Below are 15,476 nucleotides of genomic sequence, written 5' to 3'. Positions count from 1 at the left end.
AACCCATTGTGGTCTTTTTTTGTGTGCTTACATTAATAATGTGCTTATTTTTAAGTTCTGTCCTGTCTATTATAATTTGTGTTATTGCCAATCTAATCGCTGGGGTTTTAGTAGGGCGTAAAATAACTGTATGCCAACCGCTCATGGGCGTGATTATTTTGGAGCCCAACTTGTTTAGATTCGAAAATCACGCTTATAAAGTAGAAGGGCAAATAAGTACCAAAAGCAGAGTGTTCACGGGCAGTGTGTGGCTATTCATAAAAGGATTTAGTAACAACCATTGGCTTATTATTTCAGCCAATGGTGTTGATAAGCAAAGCTATGCCCGATTAAAACGAGCTGTTTTGAGCGCTGTTAATGGCGCTCAGGAGTCAAAATAGTGGGAGTTGGGTTTTCGTTTTGATCAGGGTAATCAATTGTGTAATGAAGCCCTCTACTTTCTTTTCTTTGCATGGCACTTCTAATTATTAACTCTGCCACTTGTACTAAATTACGTAGTTCTAGCAAGTTGTTACTTACTCTAAAGTTAGCATAATAATCGTGTATTTCTTGTTGCAGCAGCTCAACGCGATGCAATGCGCGCTCTAAGCGTTTAGTTGAACGAACAATACCAACATAATCCCACATAAACAGACGTAGCTCATGCCAATTATGAGTGATGACAATTTCTTCGTCAGAGTTAGTTACGCGGCTTTCATCCCATTGTGGCAAGGTCATTGGCTCTGGCGCATGTTCAATTTTGCTTAAAATATCTTTTGCTGCGGCGTGGGCAAACACTATGCATTCTAACAATGAGTTGCTTGCCATTCGGTTTGCACCGTGTAAACCGGTGTAGGCAACTTCACCCACGGCATAAAGATTATCTAAATCTGTTTTACCGTTGAAGTCGGTCATTACACCACCGCAAGTATAGTGTGCGGCAGGGACAACCGGAATCGCTTCTTTTGTAATATCTAACCCAACACTTAAGCATTTTGCATAAATGGTAGGGAAGTGCTCAATAATAAACTCTTTATCTTTGTGGCTAATATCTAAATAAACACAATTTGCACCTAAGCGTTTCATTTCAAAATCAATTGCACGAGCCACTATGTCACGAGGAGCTAACTCTTCGCGCTCGTCAAAGTCTTTCATAAAGCGGGTGCCGTCGGGGCGTTTTAAATAAGCGCCTTCACCGCGCATTGCTTCGGTAATTAAAAAGTTTTGTAATTCTGGATGATATAAGCTGGTGGGGTGAAATTGGTTAAACTCCATATTAGCCACTTTACAGCCAGCTCGCCAAGCCATCGCAATACCGTCACCGCTCGATACATCAGGGTTAGATGTATATAAGTACACCTTACTAGCTCCACCGGTGGCAAGCGCTACAAATTTAGCTGATATAGTTTCGACTTTTTTAGCTTTTTTGTTCCACACATACATACCCTCTACGTGTGTACCTGTTCGGCCTGTATTTTTATCAGTGATTAAATCAATTGCATTATATTGCTCAAGTAGGGTGATATTTTTATGTAATTTTACTTGGCTTATTAACGTTGTTTGAACGGCTTTACCTGTAGCATCGGCGGCATGTAAAATTCGACGATGGCTATGTCCGCCTTCTCGCGTTAAGTGAAAACGTTCTTTGCCTTTGCTGTCAAACTCCATGTCAAAAGGCACGCCTTGGTCAATTAGCCATTGTAGGCAATCGTGTGCATTACTTGCTGTATAATGAACTGCTTTACGGTCACATAGGCCGCCGCCAGCATCGAGGGTATCTTCAACATGCGATTCAATACTGTCATTTTGTTTATCAAATACTGCGGCTATGCCACCTTGTGCATAAAGTGTAGAGCCTTCGGTAAGCGCACCTTTACTAATAACGGTCACGTTACAATAATTAGCTAAAGATAAGGCAAGAGATAAGCCAGCCGCGCCGCTTCCGATAATAGCGACATCTGCGATGTGATGTTTATTTTGGTTCATGTCAGGGGTACTTTGCGGTTACAATGCTTAAATAAAGCAGTATTTGTTTTTAATATCCGTAGTTGTATCATATTTGCCATACCACTACGTAGTGATTTTAATGGCTTAGCGCCGTTATTTATGAACTATTTTATATAAAAATAATATTAAGCAGAACTTTTTATTCATGTCGGGGTCAGAGTATTTGTGAACAATGGCGATAATATGAATAACAAGCAAAAATCAGACATAGGAGTACCGGCTCGAATGAGCGAGCAGGAATTGGATTTAGTGCTAGTAAGAAGAGTGCAGCAGGGCGATAAAAATGCCTTCAATCTATTAGTAAAGAAGTATCAAAACAAGATTGCAGGTTTGATCTCTCGTTATGTATCAAACCAAGGTGATATTGCTGATGTAGCGCAAGAGGCTTTTATAAAAGCTTACCGTGCACTTCCCAACTTTAGAGGCGATAGCGCTTTCTATACTTGGTTATACCGTATTGCCGTTAATTGTGCTAAAAATTATCTAGTTGCACAGGGGCGTAAGCCGCCAGCCAATGATATTGACGCCGAAGAAGCTGAATTTTATGATTGTGGTGACTCCATGCGTTCAAACGCATCACCTGAGAACCTTTTATTAAGTGAAGAGGTTCGCGCTGTAATTTTTAATACAATTGATAGTTTGCCTGAAGACCTTAAAACCGCAATAACTCTCAGAGAAATTGAGGGTATGAGCTATGAGGAAATAGCTGTGGTAATGGATTGCCCTGTAGGTACAGTACGTTCGCGTATATTTCGTGCCCGTGAAGCAATTGATAACAAATTAAACCCATTAATAGGCGAGTCTTAGTATGACAAAAGCACACCTTAACAAGTTAGATAACGAATCGTTATCTGCATTACTTGATGGCGAGCAGCACCTAGCTGATGCAAAAATTGCAGAGCAAGATGTTTCTACGTTTGGTCGTTATGCGTTAATTGGTGATGCAATGCGTGCTCAAAAAAATAACCACGACATCCATATTGATATTAGCGAACGCGTTGCATTAGCACTAGAAAGCGAGCCTGTTTACGCTGACTTTACTCAGTCAAAAGGACAATCTCAAGTAGCTGATAAAAAAGAACAAAATAACGTAGTGTCATTTAACTGGCGTAAACCTGTTGCGCAGCTTGCAATAGCTGCAAGCGTGGCAATGTTTGCGATTGTGGGAGTGAGTACTTTGCCGCAAAGTGATCCACAGCAAAATGAAATTCCATTACTTCAAACCACACCGTTAACAGGCATGGCGTCACCAGTGAGCTACTCATCAGCGCCAGCCCTTGAAAACGCAGAGCAAGGTTTGCGTGATTTACAACAACAACGCATTGGTGCGTTAGTGTTAGAGCATCAGCGTCAAGCACGTGTTGCTAACTCTCTTCAAACAGCGCAAAATGAAACAAAAGCGCAAGAGGAAAAAAACTAATTAAATGAAAGTAATTACTTTTGTTCTGTCGTTGGTACTAAGCTTTACTGCCGTTGCCAACGACACAAACCCTGCCAAAACGCTATTATTAGAAATGGCCAATGCTGTCCATAATCGTAACTTTGACGCCTCATTTGTTGTTGTTAAAGGTAAATCAATGGAACCCTACCGATGGGTGCACGCCAAACAAGGTGAAACCGAGCTCGAACACTTAAGTTTGCTCAATGGCGCTGGCCTTGAAATGATTAGAGTTAACGACCAGGTAACTTATTTTGAGCCACAGTCTGAGCCTTACTCGCTTAAAACAGATTCAATTGCAGGCCCTATCCCTGAAGTTCTTTTTAAAGATATACAGCAATTAAGTGAACACTATGATTTTGTATTAGGCGGAAAAGGCCGTATTGCAGGTAGGGCAGCGCAGTTAGTGCGCATAGAGTCAAAAGACGAGCACAAGTATAACTACTGGATTTGGCTTGATATGGAGTCTGCGCTGCTATTAAAAGCTGCGTATGTTAACCATCAGGGTGAAGCACTTGAACAGCTTCAGTTAACCCATATTAGTGTGACTGAGCAACCAGCACCAATGCTACTTGAAGTATTAAATCGAAACTTCCCTACACCACTACCTGAAAACGAATTGGAAGGAGTTGATAGTTCTTCAACTAATTGGGAGATAAGCTGGTTACCAGCTGGTTTTGAATTACTTAAGTCTGACAGGCATAAACTCGATTTAAACAATGAGTTAACGGATTACTACCTTTATTCAGATGGGTTTGTTGAGATATCCGTGTTTATTCAGCGACCACTACCAGGCAAGCGCTTAAGTGGTGCACTCACCTCTGGCGCCACTACGGTTTATGTGCATAATGGCGGTAATTTTGATGTATCGGTTGTTGGTAATGTGCCAAGTTTAACCGCTAAGGCTATAGCCGAATCTGTTACGCGCGCATTATAAACGATTCGCAAGGATTGTTATGATTGAACAAACTCTTACTGTCGTGGCCCTTAGTGGCCACACAGCGCATTTAGAAGCCGAGCAAAAGCAAGCTTGCGCTGGCTGCAACGGTCGTTGTGGCTCTCAGGTATTTAGTAAATTATTTGGTACTGCAAAAAAAACACTTCCTTATAAATTTGAGTCTCCTGTCGAAATAGGGCAGAAGGTCACTTTATCCCTTGATGATAGCCATATGGTAAAACATGCGTTTGCTGTTTATATGTTGCCGCTGTTTTTAAGTCTTATTTTTGCACTTGTAACGTCTGAGTTATTAATAATGGGCGAAGGTTGGCAAATACTAGCAGCTGTTTTGGGGGGGCTTTTGGGGTTTTATATTGCTAAAACACGGGTTAAATCGCTGAGACACGATATAAAAGTAGTAAAAATTCATCCAATTAGTATCCCTTTAACTCAAATAGATGGTGATTGACGCCAATTAAATGTAAAATTGGCGCTTTATACCCAAGTAACTTGGAAATACAGGAAGTCGTGATTTAAAGCAGTGTAATAAAAGTTAACCAGTGCAGTTGTTGTGTTATCAGTTATTGATTGTTTATATCATTTTTCGTCATTATGTATGTTGTTAAATTAATTAACAAAAACATGCTAAAGCAAGTATTTGCAAGTCACTTAGGTATCCATATTTAGTCCTTTAATTAAGAAGTATTGAACTCAGTTTATGAAGCATATCCGTAATTTTTCGATAATCGCCCATATTGACCACGGTAAATCGACCCTTTCAGATCGTTTGATTCAAGTTTGTGGCGGTTTAACCGACCGTGAAATGCAAAAACAAGTTTTAGATTCAATGGATATTGAGCGCGAACGTGGTATTACCATTAAAGCGCAAAGTGTAACGTTGAACTACAAAGCAAATGACGGCGAAACATACCAACTTAATTTCATTGATACACCAGGACACGTTGACTTTACCTATGAAGTATCGCGTTCTTTAGCTGCATGTGAAGGCGCATTATTAGTTGTTGATGCAGGACAAGGCGTTGAAGCGCAAACTTTAGCAAACTGTTACACCGCGATAGAAATGGACTTGGAAGTAATTCCAGTATTAAACAAAATTGATTTACCGCAAGCAGATCCACTGCGTGTTGCTGAAGAAATTGAAGAAATTATTGGTATTGATGCCCTAGACGCTGTTCAGTGTAGTGCTAAAACCGGGGTTGGTATTGCCGAAGTGCTCGAAATGATCGTTAAGGACATTCCGCCACCAGTCGGCGAAAAAGACGAGCCTCTTCAAGCGCTAATTATTGATTCATGGTTTGACCCATACCAAGGTGTTGTATCGCTTGTGCGCATTAAGCACGGTGAGCTACGTACGGGCGACAAAATTAAAATCATGTCTAACGAGCACATTCATACAGCCGATCAAGTGGGTATATTTACACCTAAGCAAACCAATACAGGGGTTTTACGTACCGGTGAAGTAGGCTTTGTTATTGCGGGCATTAAAGAAATTCACGGTGCACCAGTTGGTGATACGATTACGCATCAAAGAAACGCAGCGCCACAGCGTTTACCTGGCTTTCAAAAAATTAAGCCGCAAGTTTATGCAGGTATGTTCCCAATTGCGTCTGACGAGTATGAATCATTCCGCGATGCCCTTAACAAGCTAAGCTTGAACGATGCGTCGTTATTCTTTGAGCCAGAAAACTCAACGGCGCTTGGCTTTGGTTTTCGTTGTGGCTTTTTGGGTATGCTCCATATGGAAATTATTCAAGAGCGTTTAGAGCGTGAATACGATATTGACTTGATTACAACTGCTCCAACGGTAATTTACGAAATAGTAACGAAAGACGAGCGCACTTTCCAAATCGATAATCCGTCTGATTTACCTGCAGTTAATGACATTGTAGAAATTCGTGAGCCGATTGTTGAGGCAAATATATTAGTGCCGCAAGAATACTTAGGTAATGTCATTACTCTATGTATAGAAAAGCGCGGTAGTCAAACTAAAATGACTTATCATGGTAAGCAAGTTGCAGTAACGTATGAGTTACCAATGGCTGAAGTGGTAATGGATTTCTTTGATAAGCTTAAATCTACTAGCCGTGGTTTTGCATCACTTGATTATAACTTTAAGCACTTTCAAACATCAGACATGGTTCGCGTTGACATTTTAATTAATGGTGAACGTGTTGATGCGCTAGCAATTATTGCACACAGAGACAGTGCGCAATCACGTGGTCGTCAGCTTGCTGATGCGCTTAAAGAGCTTATTCCGCGTCAAATGTTTGATATCGCAATTCAAGCCGCGATTGGTCAGCATGTTATTGCGCGTACAACTGTAAAACAACTACGTAAAAACGTAATTGCTAAATGTTACGGTGGTGATGTGAGTCGTAAGAAAAAGCTACTCAAAAAACAAAAAGATGGTAAAAAACGCATGAAACAAGTAGGTAATGTTGAAGTACCTCAAGAGGCGTTTTTAGCTATTCTGAAAGTTGGCAAATAACAACAAAGGATTATAAATGGCTGGTTACTTTTCAATTTTATTGGTGCTGTTAACCTTAGGCTCAGGCTTAATATGGTTAATAGACCACTTACTGTATGCACCAAAAAGGCAAGAGCGTTTAGAGTTAGCGCAAACGTCTGCTGGCGCAAAGTTAGATGATGAAACAGCAGCATTAATTGCACCAGAGCCAGTATTAACTGAAACTGCAAAATCGATTTTTCCGATGATTGCTGCTATTACTATTTTCAGATCGTTTATATTTGAACCTTTTCAAATTCCGTCAGGTTCGATGATGCCAACACTATTGGTGGGCGATTTTATTTTAGTACAAAAGTATTCATACGGTATAAAAGACCCTGTTTGGCGCACTCAATTAGTTGAGATGGACGAGCCTGAACGTGGTGATATTGTTGTTTTTAAGTTTCCTGGTAATGAAACAATTGACTACATTAAAAGAACAATAGGGCTACCTGGCGATAAGGTTGTATACCGCGATAAACACCTATACATTCAGCCAAAGTGTGCTGAAGGTGAAGTAAGCCGCAGTAACTTACAATGTGGTGAGTACAACAAGATTGACATGGAAGTGAAAGATAGAGGCGAATTTATGCTAAAAGGCATGGAATCGGTTCGAATAAATGAATCGCTCACAGAAGATGGTCACGATATTTTAATTTACCCTGAGGTTCCAGAGAAAAAAGGTCGCTACTTCAGACAAGCTGGTACTCGCACCGATGAGTGGGTTGTACCCGCAGACCACTATTTTATGATGGGTGACAACCGAGATAATAGTGAAGATGGTCGATTTTGGGGATTTGTACCAAAAGAAAACTTGGTGGGGAAAGCTGTCTTTATATGGATGAGTTTTGAATTTGAGAATGGCCCTGATGATGTTTTACCAGGATGGGTTCCAACTGGTGTTCGCTTTGAACGCCTAGGTAATATTCAGTAACAATGAAAAAAAATGTAACAGAGTTATACAACAAAATCGGCTACGAGTTTTCTGATCAAGGTTTACTTGAACAGGCAATGACACACCGTAGCCACAAAGGTCAACATAATGAGCGCTTAGAGTTTTTAGGCGACTCAATTTTGAGTTTTGTTATTGCCAATGCACTTTATGCCAAATTTCCAAAGGCACGAGAAGGCGACTTAAGCCGCATGCGTTCAACACTGGTACGTGGTCAAACACTTGCTGAGTTTGGTGTTGAATTTGGTTTAGGTGATTACTTACGTTTAGGTCCCGGTGAGCTAAAAAGTGGTGGGTTCCGCCGCGAATCAACACTTGCCGATGCAGTAGAAGCCATCATTGGTGCTGCGTTTTTAGATTCAGGTATTGAGCGATGCAGCGAGCTTATTTTATCGTGGTACGAATCACGCTTAGATGCTATTTCACCAGGGCTTAACCAAAAAGATCCGAAGACCCTGCTGCAAGAGCATCTACAAGGTCGCAAACTGCCTTTACCAGGTTACACTGTGGTTGATACAAAAGGCCAAGCGCACAATCAAACATTCACGGTTGAATGTATTGTTGATGGAATGGATAGCATAATTTCTGTTGGTAGCTCACGCCGTAAGGCTGAACAAAAAGCTGCTGAAAAAGCATTGAAGATAATTAAAAATGAATCTTGATACCCTAATACAACCTCATGAAGGCGATGTTGATACATTTTGTGGCATGATTGCCATTGTAGGACGTCCTAACGTAGGTAAATCGACTTTACTCAATGAGATTATTGAGCAAAAAGTAAGTATTACCTCTCGTAAGCCGCAAACAACGCGCCACCGTATTATGGGTATTCATACAGAAGGTAAGTATCAAGCTGTCTATGTTGATACGCCGGGACTTCACATAGAAGAAAAGCGCGCAATTAATCGTTTAATGAACCGTGCTGCGTCTAGTTCAATTGGTGACGTAGAACTGATTATCTTCGTGGTTGAAGGAACGCACTGGACTGCTGATGATGAAATGGTACTAAATAAAGTATCGCAAAGCGGTAAACCAGTGATGTTGGTCATTAATAAAATTGACCAAGTAAAAGACCGTGATTTAGTGCTTCCTCATATGAAGTTATTAGGCGATAAGTTTGACTTTGTAAGCATTATGCCGGTTTCGGCAAAGCAAGGTAAAAATATCGACCTTATTAAAGATGAAGTAACAAAGCGTCTTCCGCCATGTGAGTTTTATTTTCCAGATGACTACGTAACCGATCGCTCGATGCGTTTTATGGCTGCCGAAGTGATCCGTGAAAAGCTAATGCGTTTTATGGGTGAAGAACTACCTTACTCGGTCACTGTTGAAATAGAGCAGTTTAAATGGCAAGAAAACGGTGTTTGGCATATCAACGGGTTAATTTTAGTTGAACGTGAAACACAAAAGCGCATGGTTATTGGCAACAAAGGCGAAAAGCTAAAAGTGATTGGCCGTGAAGCTCGAAAAGATCTAGAAGAAATGCTCGATAATAAAGTATTTTTAGAGCTTTGGGTAAAGGTTAAATCTGGTTGGGCTGATGATGAACGTGCCCTTAGAAGCCTAGGCTACGGTGAAGACTAATACAGTAAGTAGCCTACTTTATGGATAGTGACTTCTATACCGCATATTTATTACACCGACGTCCTTATAGTGACTCACAAGTAATGCTTGATATGCTAGTAGAAGGAGTCGGTCAGCTTAGAATGATCGCAAGAATTAGTGGCCGCCAGGCCACTAAACACAAAGCGCAATTACAGCCTTTTCAACCTCTACTTGTTCACTACAGTGGTAAGTACGATTTAAAATACATTAATAAATTTGAGCTGCACGGCGCACCACTTTTTCTATCAGGTGATGAGCTTTATTGTGGGTTTTATTTAAACGAGTTAACAAACAGAATAGTGCCTGTTAATGAGCCAATAGAACTAGCTTATGAGCTTTATAAATCTCATTTAGAAAACTTAAACAGTGGTGCTGATTTGCAATCTGTTTTGCGTTCTTACGAATTTCAATTACTCGAATTATTGGGTTACGGTGTTGATTTTAGTTTTGATACCAATGGTGAGCCAATAGATGAAGCGCTTACGTATAGTTATTTTCCTGAGCTTGGGTTTGTTATTCAAGAAGATACCCGCTCTGGCTTTAGCGGTGAACAGCTCCAAGCAATAGCAAATCATGACTTTAGTCGAAAAGATGTGTTATATATGGCAAAACAGTTAAGTCGCTATTTACTAAAACCTTTACTAGGTAATAAGCCATTAAAAAGTCGTGAATTATTTACGGCCTCTCAATAAACGTAATTTTACAGGTAAAACAATGAAAGATATTCTTTTGGGTGTAAACGTTGATCATATTGCAACGCTTCGCCAAGCACGAGGCACAACTTATCCCGACCCAGCGCATGCAGCCAGCGTTGCTGAGCACGCCGGTGCAGATGGCATTACCATTCATTTACGTGAAGACCGCCGTCACATTCAAGATCGTGACGTATATGTAATGGCAAAAACAATTCAAACGCGTATGAACCTTGAAACAGCAGTAACTGATGAAATGATTGCTATTGCTCTTGAGGTAATGCCTGAGTATGTTTGTTTGGTACCAGAAAAACGTGAGGAATTAACTACAGAAGGCGGTTTAGACGTTGCGGGTAACATAGACAAAATAAAAGCGGCAACTAAAACCCTTACCGATGCAGGTATCAAAGTCTCATTGTTCATTGACGCGGATACTGCACAATTAGATGCTGCAAAAGCCTGTGGCGCACCTTATGTTGAAATACACACCGGTGCTTACGCAGATGCTACAAACGATAGTGACTTAAGTAAAGAGCTTGAGCACATTCGTCAAGGTGTACAATACGCAGCAAGTTTAGGCCTAATTGTGAATGCAGGGCATGGTTTAAACTACCATAATGTAAAACCGATAGCCGCAATGCCAGAAATTTATGAGTTAAATATAGGCCACGCTATTATTGCGCGCGCCGCCATTGACGGCTTAGATAAAGCAGTACGAGATATGAAGCGCTTGATGCTTGAAGCACGTATTTAATAGTAAACTTTACTTTTAAGACGTAGCTGATACCAGCTGATTTTGAGTCAGTATTCAAAAATAAAAAAGACGCGATTACAATGCGTCTTTTTTATTTTTACCATTCATTTTTGCGTCAACCAATAGGTTTTCAAGCTCATCTTGTAGCTCAAAAAGTTCAGGCTCTATATTTTCGAGCACGCACTCATTTTTAAGTGAAGTTTCAATAGTTTCAGCTAACGATTTTAATTTTGGTACACCAGTGTAGCAGCACGCACCATGGAATTTATGCACAATGCTGAGCACTTGTTCACAATCTTCATCATCAATAGCTTTAGTAAGTAAATTCAGCGTTTCTGGTACGCTTAAAAGCAGCATATTGAGCATCTCAAGCGCCAATTCGTTTTTTCCACCAGCCCGTTGTAATGCGAGCGGCCAATCTATTCGGTTACTCTCAAAAGGCGCTGGGCTTTGGGGTATTTCATTTTTGCTTTTGTCACGGTTTATTGGCGTTTGCGGGCTGTGGTCGCTAATAATTTGTTTAAGCGTATCTTCGTCAATAGGTTTGGTTAAATACCCTTTAAAGCCATCTTTCAGTAGTTGTTCTTTTTCGCTATGCAATGCATGTGCGGTTACCGCAATAATAGGCGTGTCTTCATTAAGCGACGACTCTTGAATAAGTTTACACGCGGTTATGCCGTCCATTATTGGCATTTGAATGTCCATAAAAATAACATCGTACTTATGGCTTTTACTTAAACTATAAGCCTGTGAACCATTATGAGCGGTATCAATGACCTCAACTTGCTCATCAAGTAGTGTACATATCAGTTTTAAATTAGCGTCGTTATCATCAACAACTAACACTTTGAGTGGCAATAACTTTTGTTCGCTTTGCTCTATATTATGGACAGGGTGATCGAGCCTATATGGCGCAGCAAGCACCTCGCATAGCTTACGATGATTAAGCGGCTTACTTAAACAGGCATCTGCACCGCTGCCAATAAACGCCTCACGCATATTATGTGAAACGGTATTAAGCATTAAATATAAATAATCGGTCGAGTCTCTTACTGTTTTTACATAGCCTTTTAACAATTGCATGTGATCAACCGATGCCATGTGGCCAATTAAACAAATATCAAATTTAGTTTGGGTATTTTCTATGGCTGACAAAAAGCTGGCTTCGTTAAAGCATGGCGTTACGTTTGCTTGCCACTCTGTCAACAACGACAGTACTGCATGATGCGTATGCTCGTGTGGCTCTAAGTATAAAATACGTTTACCAATGAGTGATTTGCTTGGCAGATCGTTGGTAAATACGTGATTAGGGAGTCTAAAAACGCTATTAAATGTAAAGCATGTTCCGTTACCAGGCGCTGAGTTTAACGATATGCGCCCATTCATCGCTTCAACAATATGTTTGGTGATAATCAGGCCGAGGCCGGTACCCCCAAATTTACGCGTAATGCTCGAATCTGCTTGGCCAAAAGGGGTAAACAATGAATCTTGTTTATCCATTGGTATACCCACACCTGTGTCTGTTACCGACACTAAAACAGAGGCACTTTCTTCATCAAGTAAGCGGTAGCTAATATCTACTTTTATAGAACCTTGTTCGGTAAATTTAATTGCGTTACTTAGTAAATTAATAAGTACTTGTTTAAAGCGAGTGGGATCCCCGGTTAAATCGTCAGGGACTTGCGGGTTTATATAAATAGAGAGCTCAAGCTGTTTTTCATGGGCGCTTGGAGCAAGCAGTGTCATGACTTCGTTTACAGCATCGCGCAATTGAAATTGAATAGACTCAAGTTCCATCGCACCAGCTTCTAGTTTAGAAAAATCTAAAATATCGCTGATAATGGTCATTAAGCTATTAGCCGACAACATGATTGTATCGAGGTAATCTTTTTGGTGCTTGTTCAGTGGTGTTTTATAAAGCTGGCGAGTAAACCCCATTACACCATTGAGTGGCGTACGTAACTCGTGACTCATTTTTGCTAAAAAGTCAGACTTAACACGGTTAGCATCCTGCGCTTCTTTTTTTGCCATTGTGAGCTGAATATTCTGCGTTTCATACTGTTCAAGCGTTTCACGGTAATCACTGGTTGCTTGGTCAATATTTTTTTGCATTTCGTCTTTTTGCATCACCATGGTATCGGCTATCGTGTTTAGCCCTTCACGAAGAATATCAAATTCACCTAACATGGTATCGGTAAGGCCTGTACTTCTTTTTCCTTCAACGAGCTTGTCGGTTGCAAGTACTAACTTATTCAAAGGGGTCATAAACATACGGCTAAGTTTAAATGCCATAATTGCCGCCAATACCAAAGATAAAATAATAACAATGCCACTAACAAGTAAGGCGCGTTGTTGACCAATCACGGCTTTATCTTTGTTTAGCTGTAAAATAACCGTGCCCAATGTTGTTTGAAAAGCAGAAGAATCCCACTGAGTCTTAGGGGAAGAGTGCCCAATAATGGGGGTATAAAACGTGATGATATCTTTTGAGGATTCTATTTTAGTGACTTTAAGTGATTCAAGAGACGTTTGATTAATTAATTCATCAAATGAGCGGTGGTAATTACTCGTCATCAACAGCTCGTTGTTAGTGTCAAATATAGCAATTGATTTAATAGACGGTGAGTGGCGATTATGTGTAAAACTGATTAAACGATTAAGTAATACTTTATTTTTATCAAGAAGTGGTTGCTCTAGGGCAATAGCTAAGGGCTCTGAAATAGTTGCACCTTGTTGATATAAAATTTCATCAAGCTCAATGTAACGATTTACTGTAAAATAACCACCAAGCAGCAATCCAATGATCACCGTAGGGATCAGGGTCAAAGTTAAAACAGAATCACGTAAGCCTAATTTGGTCATAGTGGGAGCATTATTATCATTATTAGTATGTTTTGAGTATATACGTTTCGATGCTTATTCTCAAAGCTTCCCCTAGGTGTGATTAGTAACGAGTTTTAACCTAAATAAATGTAAGGTAATGCCACATGGCACAAATTTTTAAAGCGAAAAAAAAACCTCTTCAACAAAAGTCAGTGGTGCTCGATATAACAAATATGGATCACCAAGGCCGTGGCATAGCAAAATATAACAATAAAGTATGCTTTGTTGCAGGTGCATTACCAGGCGAGCAAGTAAAAGCAACGCTTGTTGATGATAAAGCGCGTTACAGTAATGCTATTACACACAAAGTGATTAAAGAAAGTAAAGCAAGGGTAGCGCCTTTTTGTGAGCATTATAATCACTGTGGTGGCTGTCAATTACAGCACTTAGATGTGAATCAACAAGTAGTTGAAAAGCAAACCGCGGTTGAGCAGCTTTTCGAAAAATTTGCCAAGCAAGCAAATTTAAACTGGCAAACTCCATTATTAAGTAAACCAACACATTATAGGCGAAGTGCACGAATAGCGGTTATGTTTGATAAAGCGGCTAAAAAAATGCGTATAGGTTATAGAGCGAGCGGTTCTAAAAATGTTGTTAGTATCAATAAGTGTGCAGTTTTGACTGATGCCTATGAAGCTGTTTTTACACTTTTTGATGAATTAATTAATCACAATAAGTCATTACACAGTATAAGCCACCTGCAATTATGCCAAAGTGAAACGCATAACTTTGTGGTTATTCGTCACACTAAAGCAATTAATGATGAAGTAAAGGCAGTGGTTAAAAAAGCCTGTATGCCTTACAAATACTCAGTTATTTGGCAAAGCGAAAGCGAAGTGATTGACCACGCTAATATTACTATGCCGTATTATTACTTGGATGAATTTAAACTAAAATTTGAGTTCGGTTTAGGTAATTTTATTCAAGTTAATGCGCAAGTTAATCAAGCTATGTTAAAACAATCGGTAGATTGGCTTGGTTTAAGTGGCGATGAAAATATATTAGATTTATTTTGTGGTATTGGTAACTTTTCGCTCGTGCTGGCAAAAAAAGCAAAAACGGTAATTGGTATAGAAGGGGTTGCTTCTGCGGTTGCAATGGCCGCGCAAAATGCGCAAACTAACTCTATCAGTAATGCGCAGTTTCATTGTTACGATTTAACGCAAAAAATACAAAATGCGCAATGGTTTAATAAAAACCTAGATGTGTTGGTACTAGATCCTTCACGTACTGGTGCAATGGCTATATTAGAGCAATTACCTTTAAAGCAATTTAAAACAATTTTATACGTCTCTTGTGACCCTGTTACCTTAGCCCGTGACAGCGCTATTATTTTGCAAGCAGGCTTTGAGCTCAACAAAATTGGGCTAATGAATATGTTCCCTCATACTGGGCATATTGAAACTATGGCGTTATTTCAACGGAGGTAAAGCGCATTATGGTAGCGACACGTCAATCACATCAGCAAGATGAAACGGGTGATCTTTTTACACGGTTAAAAGCACTCGATCTGTCTACAGAAAAGATTCAGTTGCTTAATAAGGCGCAAGCGCTTTGTGTTAAAAGTGATAACCAAGCTTGGCAAAATACAGCCATCGAAATGGTAGAAATTTTAGTCGAGCTAAACCTTGATGCCGAATCGTTAGCCACGGCCTACTTAACGCCTTATTTTTTAAATGACGTTGTCTCCCTTGAAACCGTT

General features: G+C 40.0%; 14 protein-coding genes and 1 pseudogene. 13 read left to right on the top strand and 2 right to left on the bottom strand.

The genetic code is table 11. The features are described from left to right. Nucleotides 1-23 precede the first annotated feature (23 nt). Complete coding sequence (locus tag ATS71_RS00170; RefSeq protein ID WP_058403320.1) at nucleotides 24-380, top strand: hypothetical protein; 357 nt, start codon at nucleotides 24-26, stop codon at nucleotides 378-380. Here the strand turns inward: ATS71_RS00170 and nadB are convergent. Further along, nucleotides 355-1,965, bottom strand: coding sequence for an L-aspartate oxidase (gene nadB / locus ATS71_RS00165; RefSeq protein WP_058402992.1), 1,611 nt, complete (start codon nucleotides 1,963-1,965; stop codon nucleotides 355-357). The two genes, ATS71_RS00170 and nadB, sit on opposite strands and share 26 nt — an antisense overlap. A gap of 246 nt (nucleotides 1,966-2,211) precedes the next feature. On the opposite strand from nadB, the gene rpoE reads away from it, so the two are divergent. The 10 genes from rpoE to pdxJ all read left to right on the top strand — a co-directional run bounded on the left by rpoE (nucleotide 2,212) and on the right by pdxJ (nucleotide 10,891). Next, nucleotides 2,212-2,793, top strand: coding sequence for an RNA polymerase sigma factor RpoE (gene rpoE, locus ATS71_RS00160; RefSeq protein WP_006794143.1), 582 nt, complete (start codon nucleotides 2,212-2,214; stop codon nucleotides 2,791-2,793). Nucleotide 2,794: 1 nt separating this feature from the next. Continuing rightward, a complete protein-coding gene (locus ATS71_RS00155) occupies nucleotides 2,795-3,406 on the top strand; it encodes a sigma-E factor negative regulatory protein (protein ID WP_058402991.1) in 612 nt (203 codons plus the stop codon). Between the two features lie 4 nt (nucleotides 3,407-3,410). After that, nucleotides 3,411-4,361: a MucB/RseB C-terminal domain-containing protein gene (locus ATS71_RS00150; RefSeq protein WP_058402990.1), complete on the top strand. Its 951-nt coding sequence runs from the start codon at nucleotides 3,411-3,413 to the stop codon at nucleotides 4,359-4,361. A gap of 19 nt (nucleotides 4,362-4,380) precedes the next feature. Then, entirely contained in the window at nucleotides 4,381-4,830 is a 450-nt protein-coding gene (locus ATS71_RS00145; RefSeq protein ID WP_058402989.1) for a SoxR reducing system RseC family protein, read from the top strand. Nucleotides 4,831-5,079: 249 nt separating this feature from the next. Then, entirely contained in the window at nucleotides 5,080-6,870 is a 1,791-nt protein-coding gene (lepA, locus tag ATS71_RS00140) for a translation elongation factor 4 (protein ID WP_058402988.1), read from the top strand. 16 nt (nucleotides 6,871-6,886) lie between these two features. Next, on the top strand, nucleotides 6,887-7,822 hold the full coding sequence (gene lepB, locus ATS71_RS00135) for a signal peptidase I (RefSeq protein WP_058402987.1): 936 nt from the start codon (nucleotides 6,887-6,889) through the stop codon (nucleotides 7,820-7,822). 2 nt (nucleotides 7,823-7,824) lie between these two features. Next, complete coding sequence (gene rnc / locus ATS71_RS00130; RefSeq protein ID WP_006794149.1) at nucleotides 7,825-8,502, top strand: ribonuclease III; 678 nt, start codon at nucleotides 7,825-7,827, stop codon at nucleotides 8,500-8,502. Beyond that, nucleotides 8,492-9,424, top strand: a complete 933-nt coding sequence (gene era / locus ATS71_RS00125) for a GTPase Era (protein ID WP_058402986.1) — start codon at nucleotides 8,492-8,494, stop codon at nucleotides 9,422-9,424. The genes rnc and era overlap by 11 nt, the downstream gene beginning before the upstream one ends. Nucleotides 9,425-9,444: 20 nt before the next feature. Further along, a complete protein-coding gene (recO, locus tag ATS71_RS00120; RefSeq protein WP_058402985.1) occupies nucleotides 9,445-10,137 on the top strand; it encodes a DNA repair protein RecO in 693 nt (230 codons plus the stop codon). A 22-nt stretch (nucleotides 10,138-10,159) separates the two neighbouring features. After that, nucleotides 10,160-10,891 carry a pyridoxine 5'-phosphate synthase gene (pdxJ, locus tag ATS71_RS00115; protein ID WP_058402984.1) on the top strand — a complete coding sequence of 244 codons (732 nt, stop codon included), beginning with the start codon at nucleotides 10,160-10,162 and terminating at the stop codon, nucleotides 10,889-10,891. A 75-nt stretch (nucleotides 10,892-10,966) separates the two neighbouring features. Here the strand turns inward: pdxJ and barA are convergent, their stop codons facing one another. After that, nucleotides 10,967-13,753: a two-component sensor histidine kinase BarA gene (gene barA, locus ATS71_RS00110; protein WP_058402983.1), complete on the bottom strand. Its 2,787-nt coding sequence runs from the start codon at nucleotides 13,751-13,753 to the stop codon at nucleotides 10,967-10,969. Between the two features lie 125 nt (nucleotides 13,754-13,878). Between barA and rlmD the strand changes: the two genes are divergently transcribed. Next, the gene (gene rlmD / locus ATS71_RS00105; protein WP_058402982.1) at nucleotides 13,879-15,204 is read left to right on the top strand and encodes a 23S rRNA (uracil(1939)-C(5))-methyltransferase RlmD; all 1,326 of its coding nucleotides are present in this window, start codon (nucleotides 13,879-13,881) and stop codon (nucleotides 15,202-15,204) included. 8 nt (nucleotides 15,205-15,212) lie between these two features. Beyond that, a pseudogene (gene relA, locus ATS71_RS18720) lies at nucleotides 15,213-15,476 on the top strand (GTP diphosphokinase); the annotation flags it as partial.

The sequence above is a fragment of the Pseudoalteromonas sp. H71 genome (assembly GCF_001468485.1).
In the GTDB taxonomy this organism is placed as follows: Bacteria; Pseudomonadota; Gammaproteobacteria; order Enterobacterales; family Alteromonadaceae; genus Pseudoalteromonas.
The sequence above is the reverse complement of the archived record's forward strand: the minus strand, read 5'-3'. Positions and strand labels throughout refer to the sequence as shown.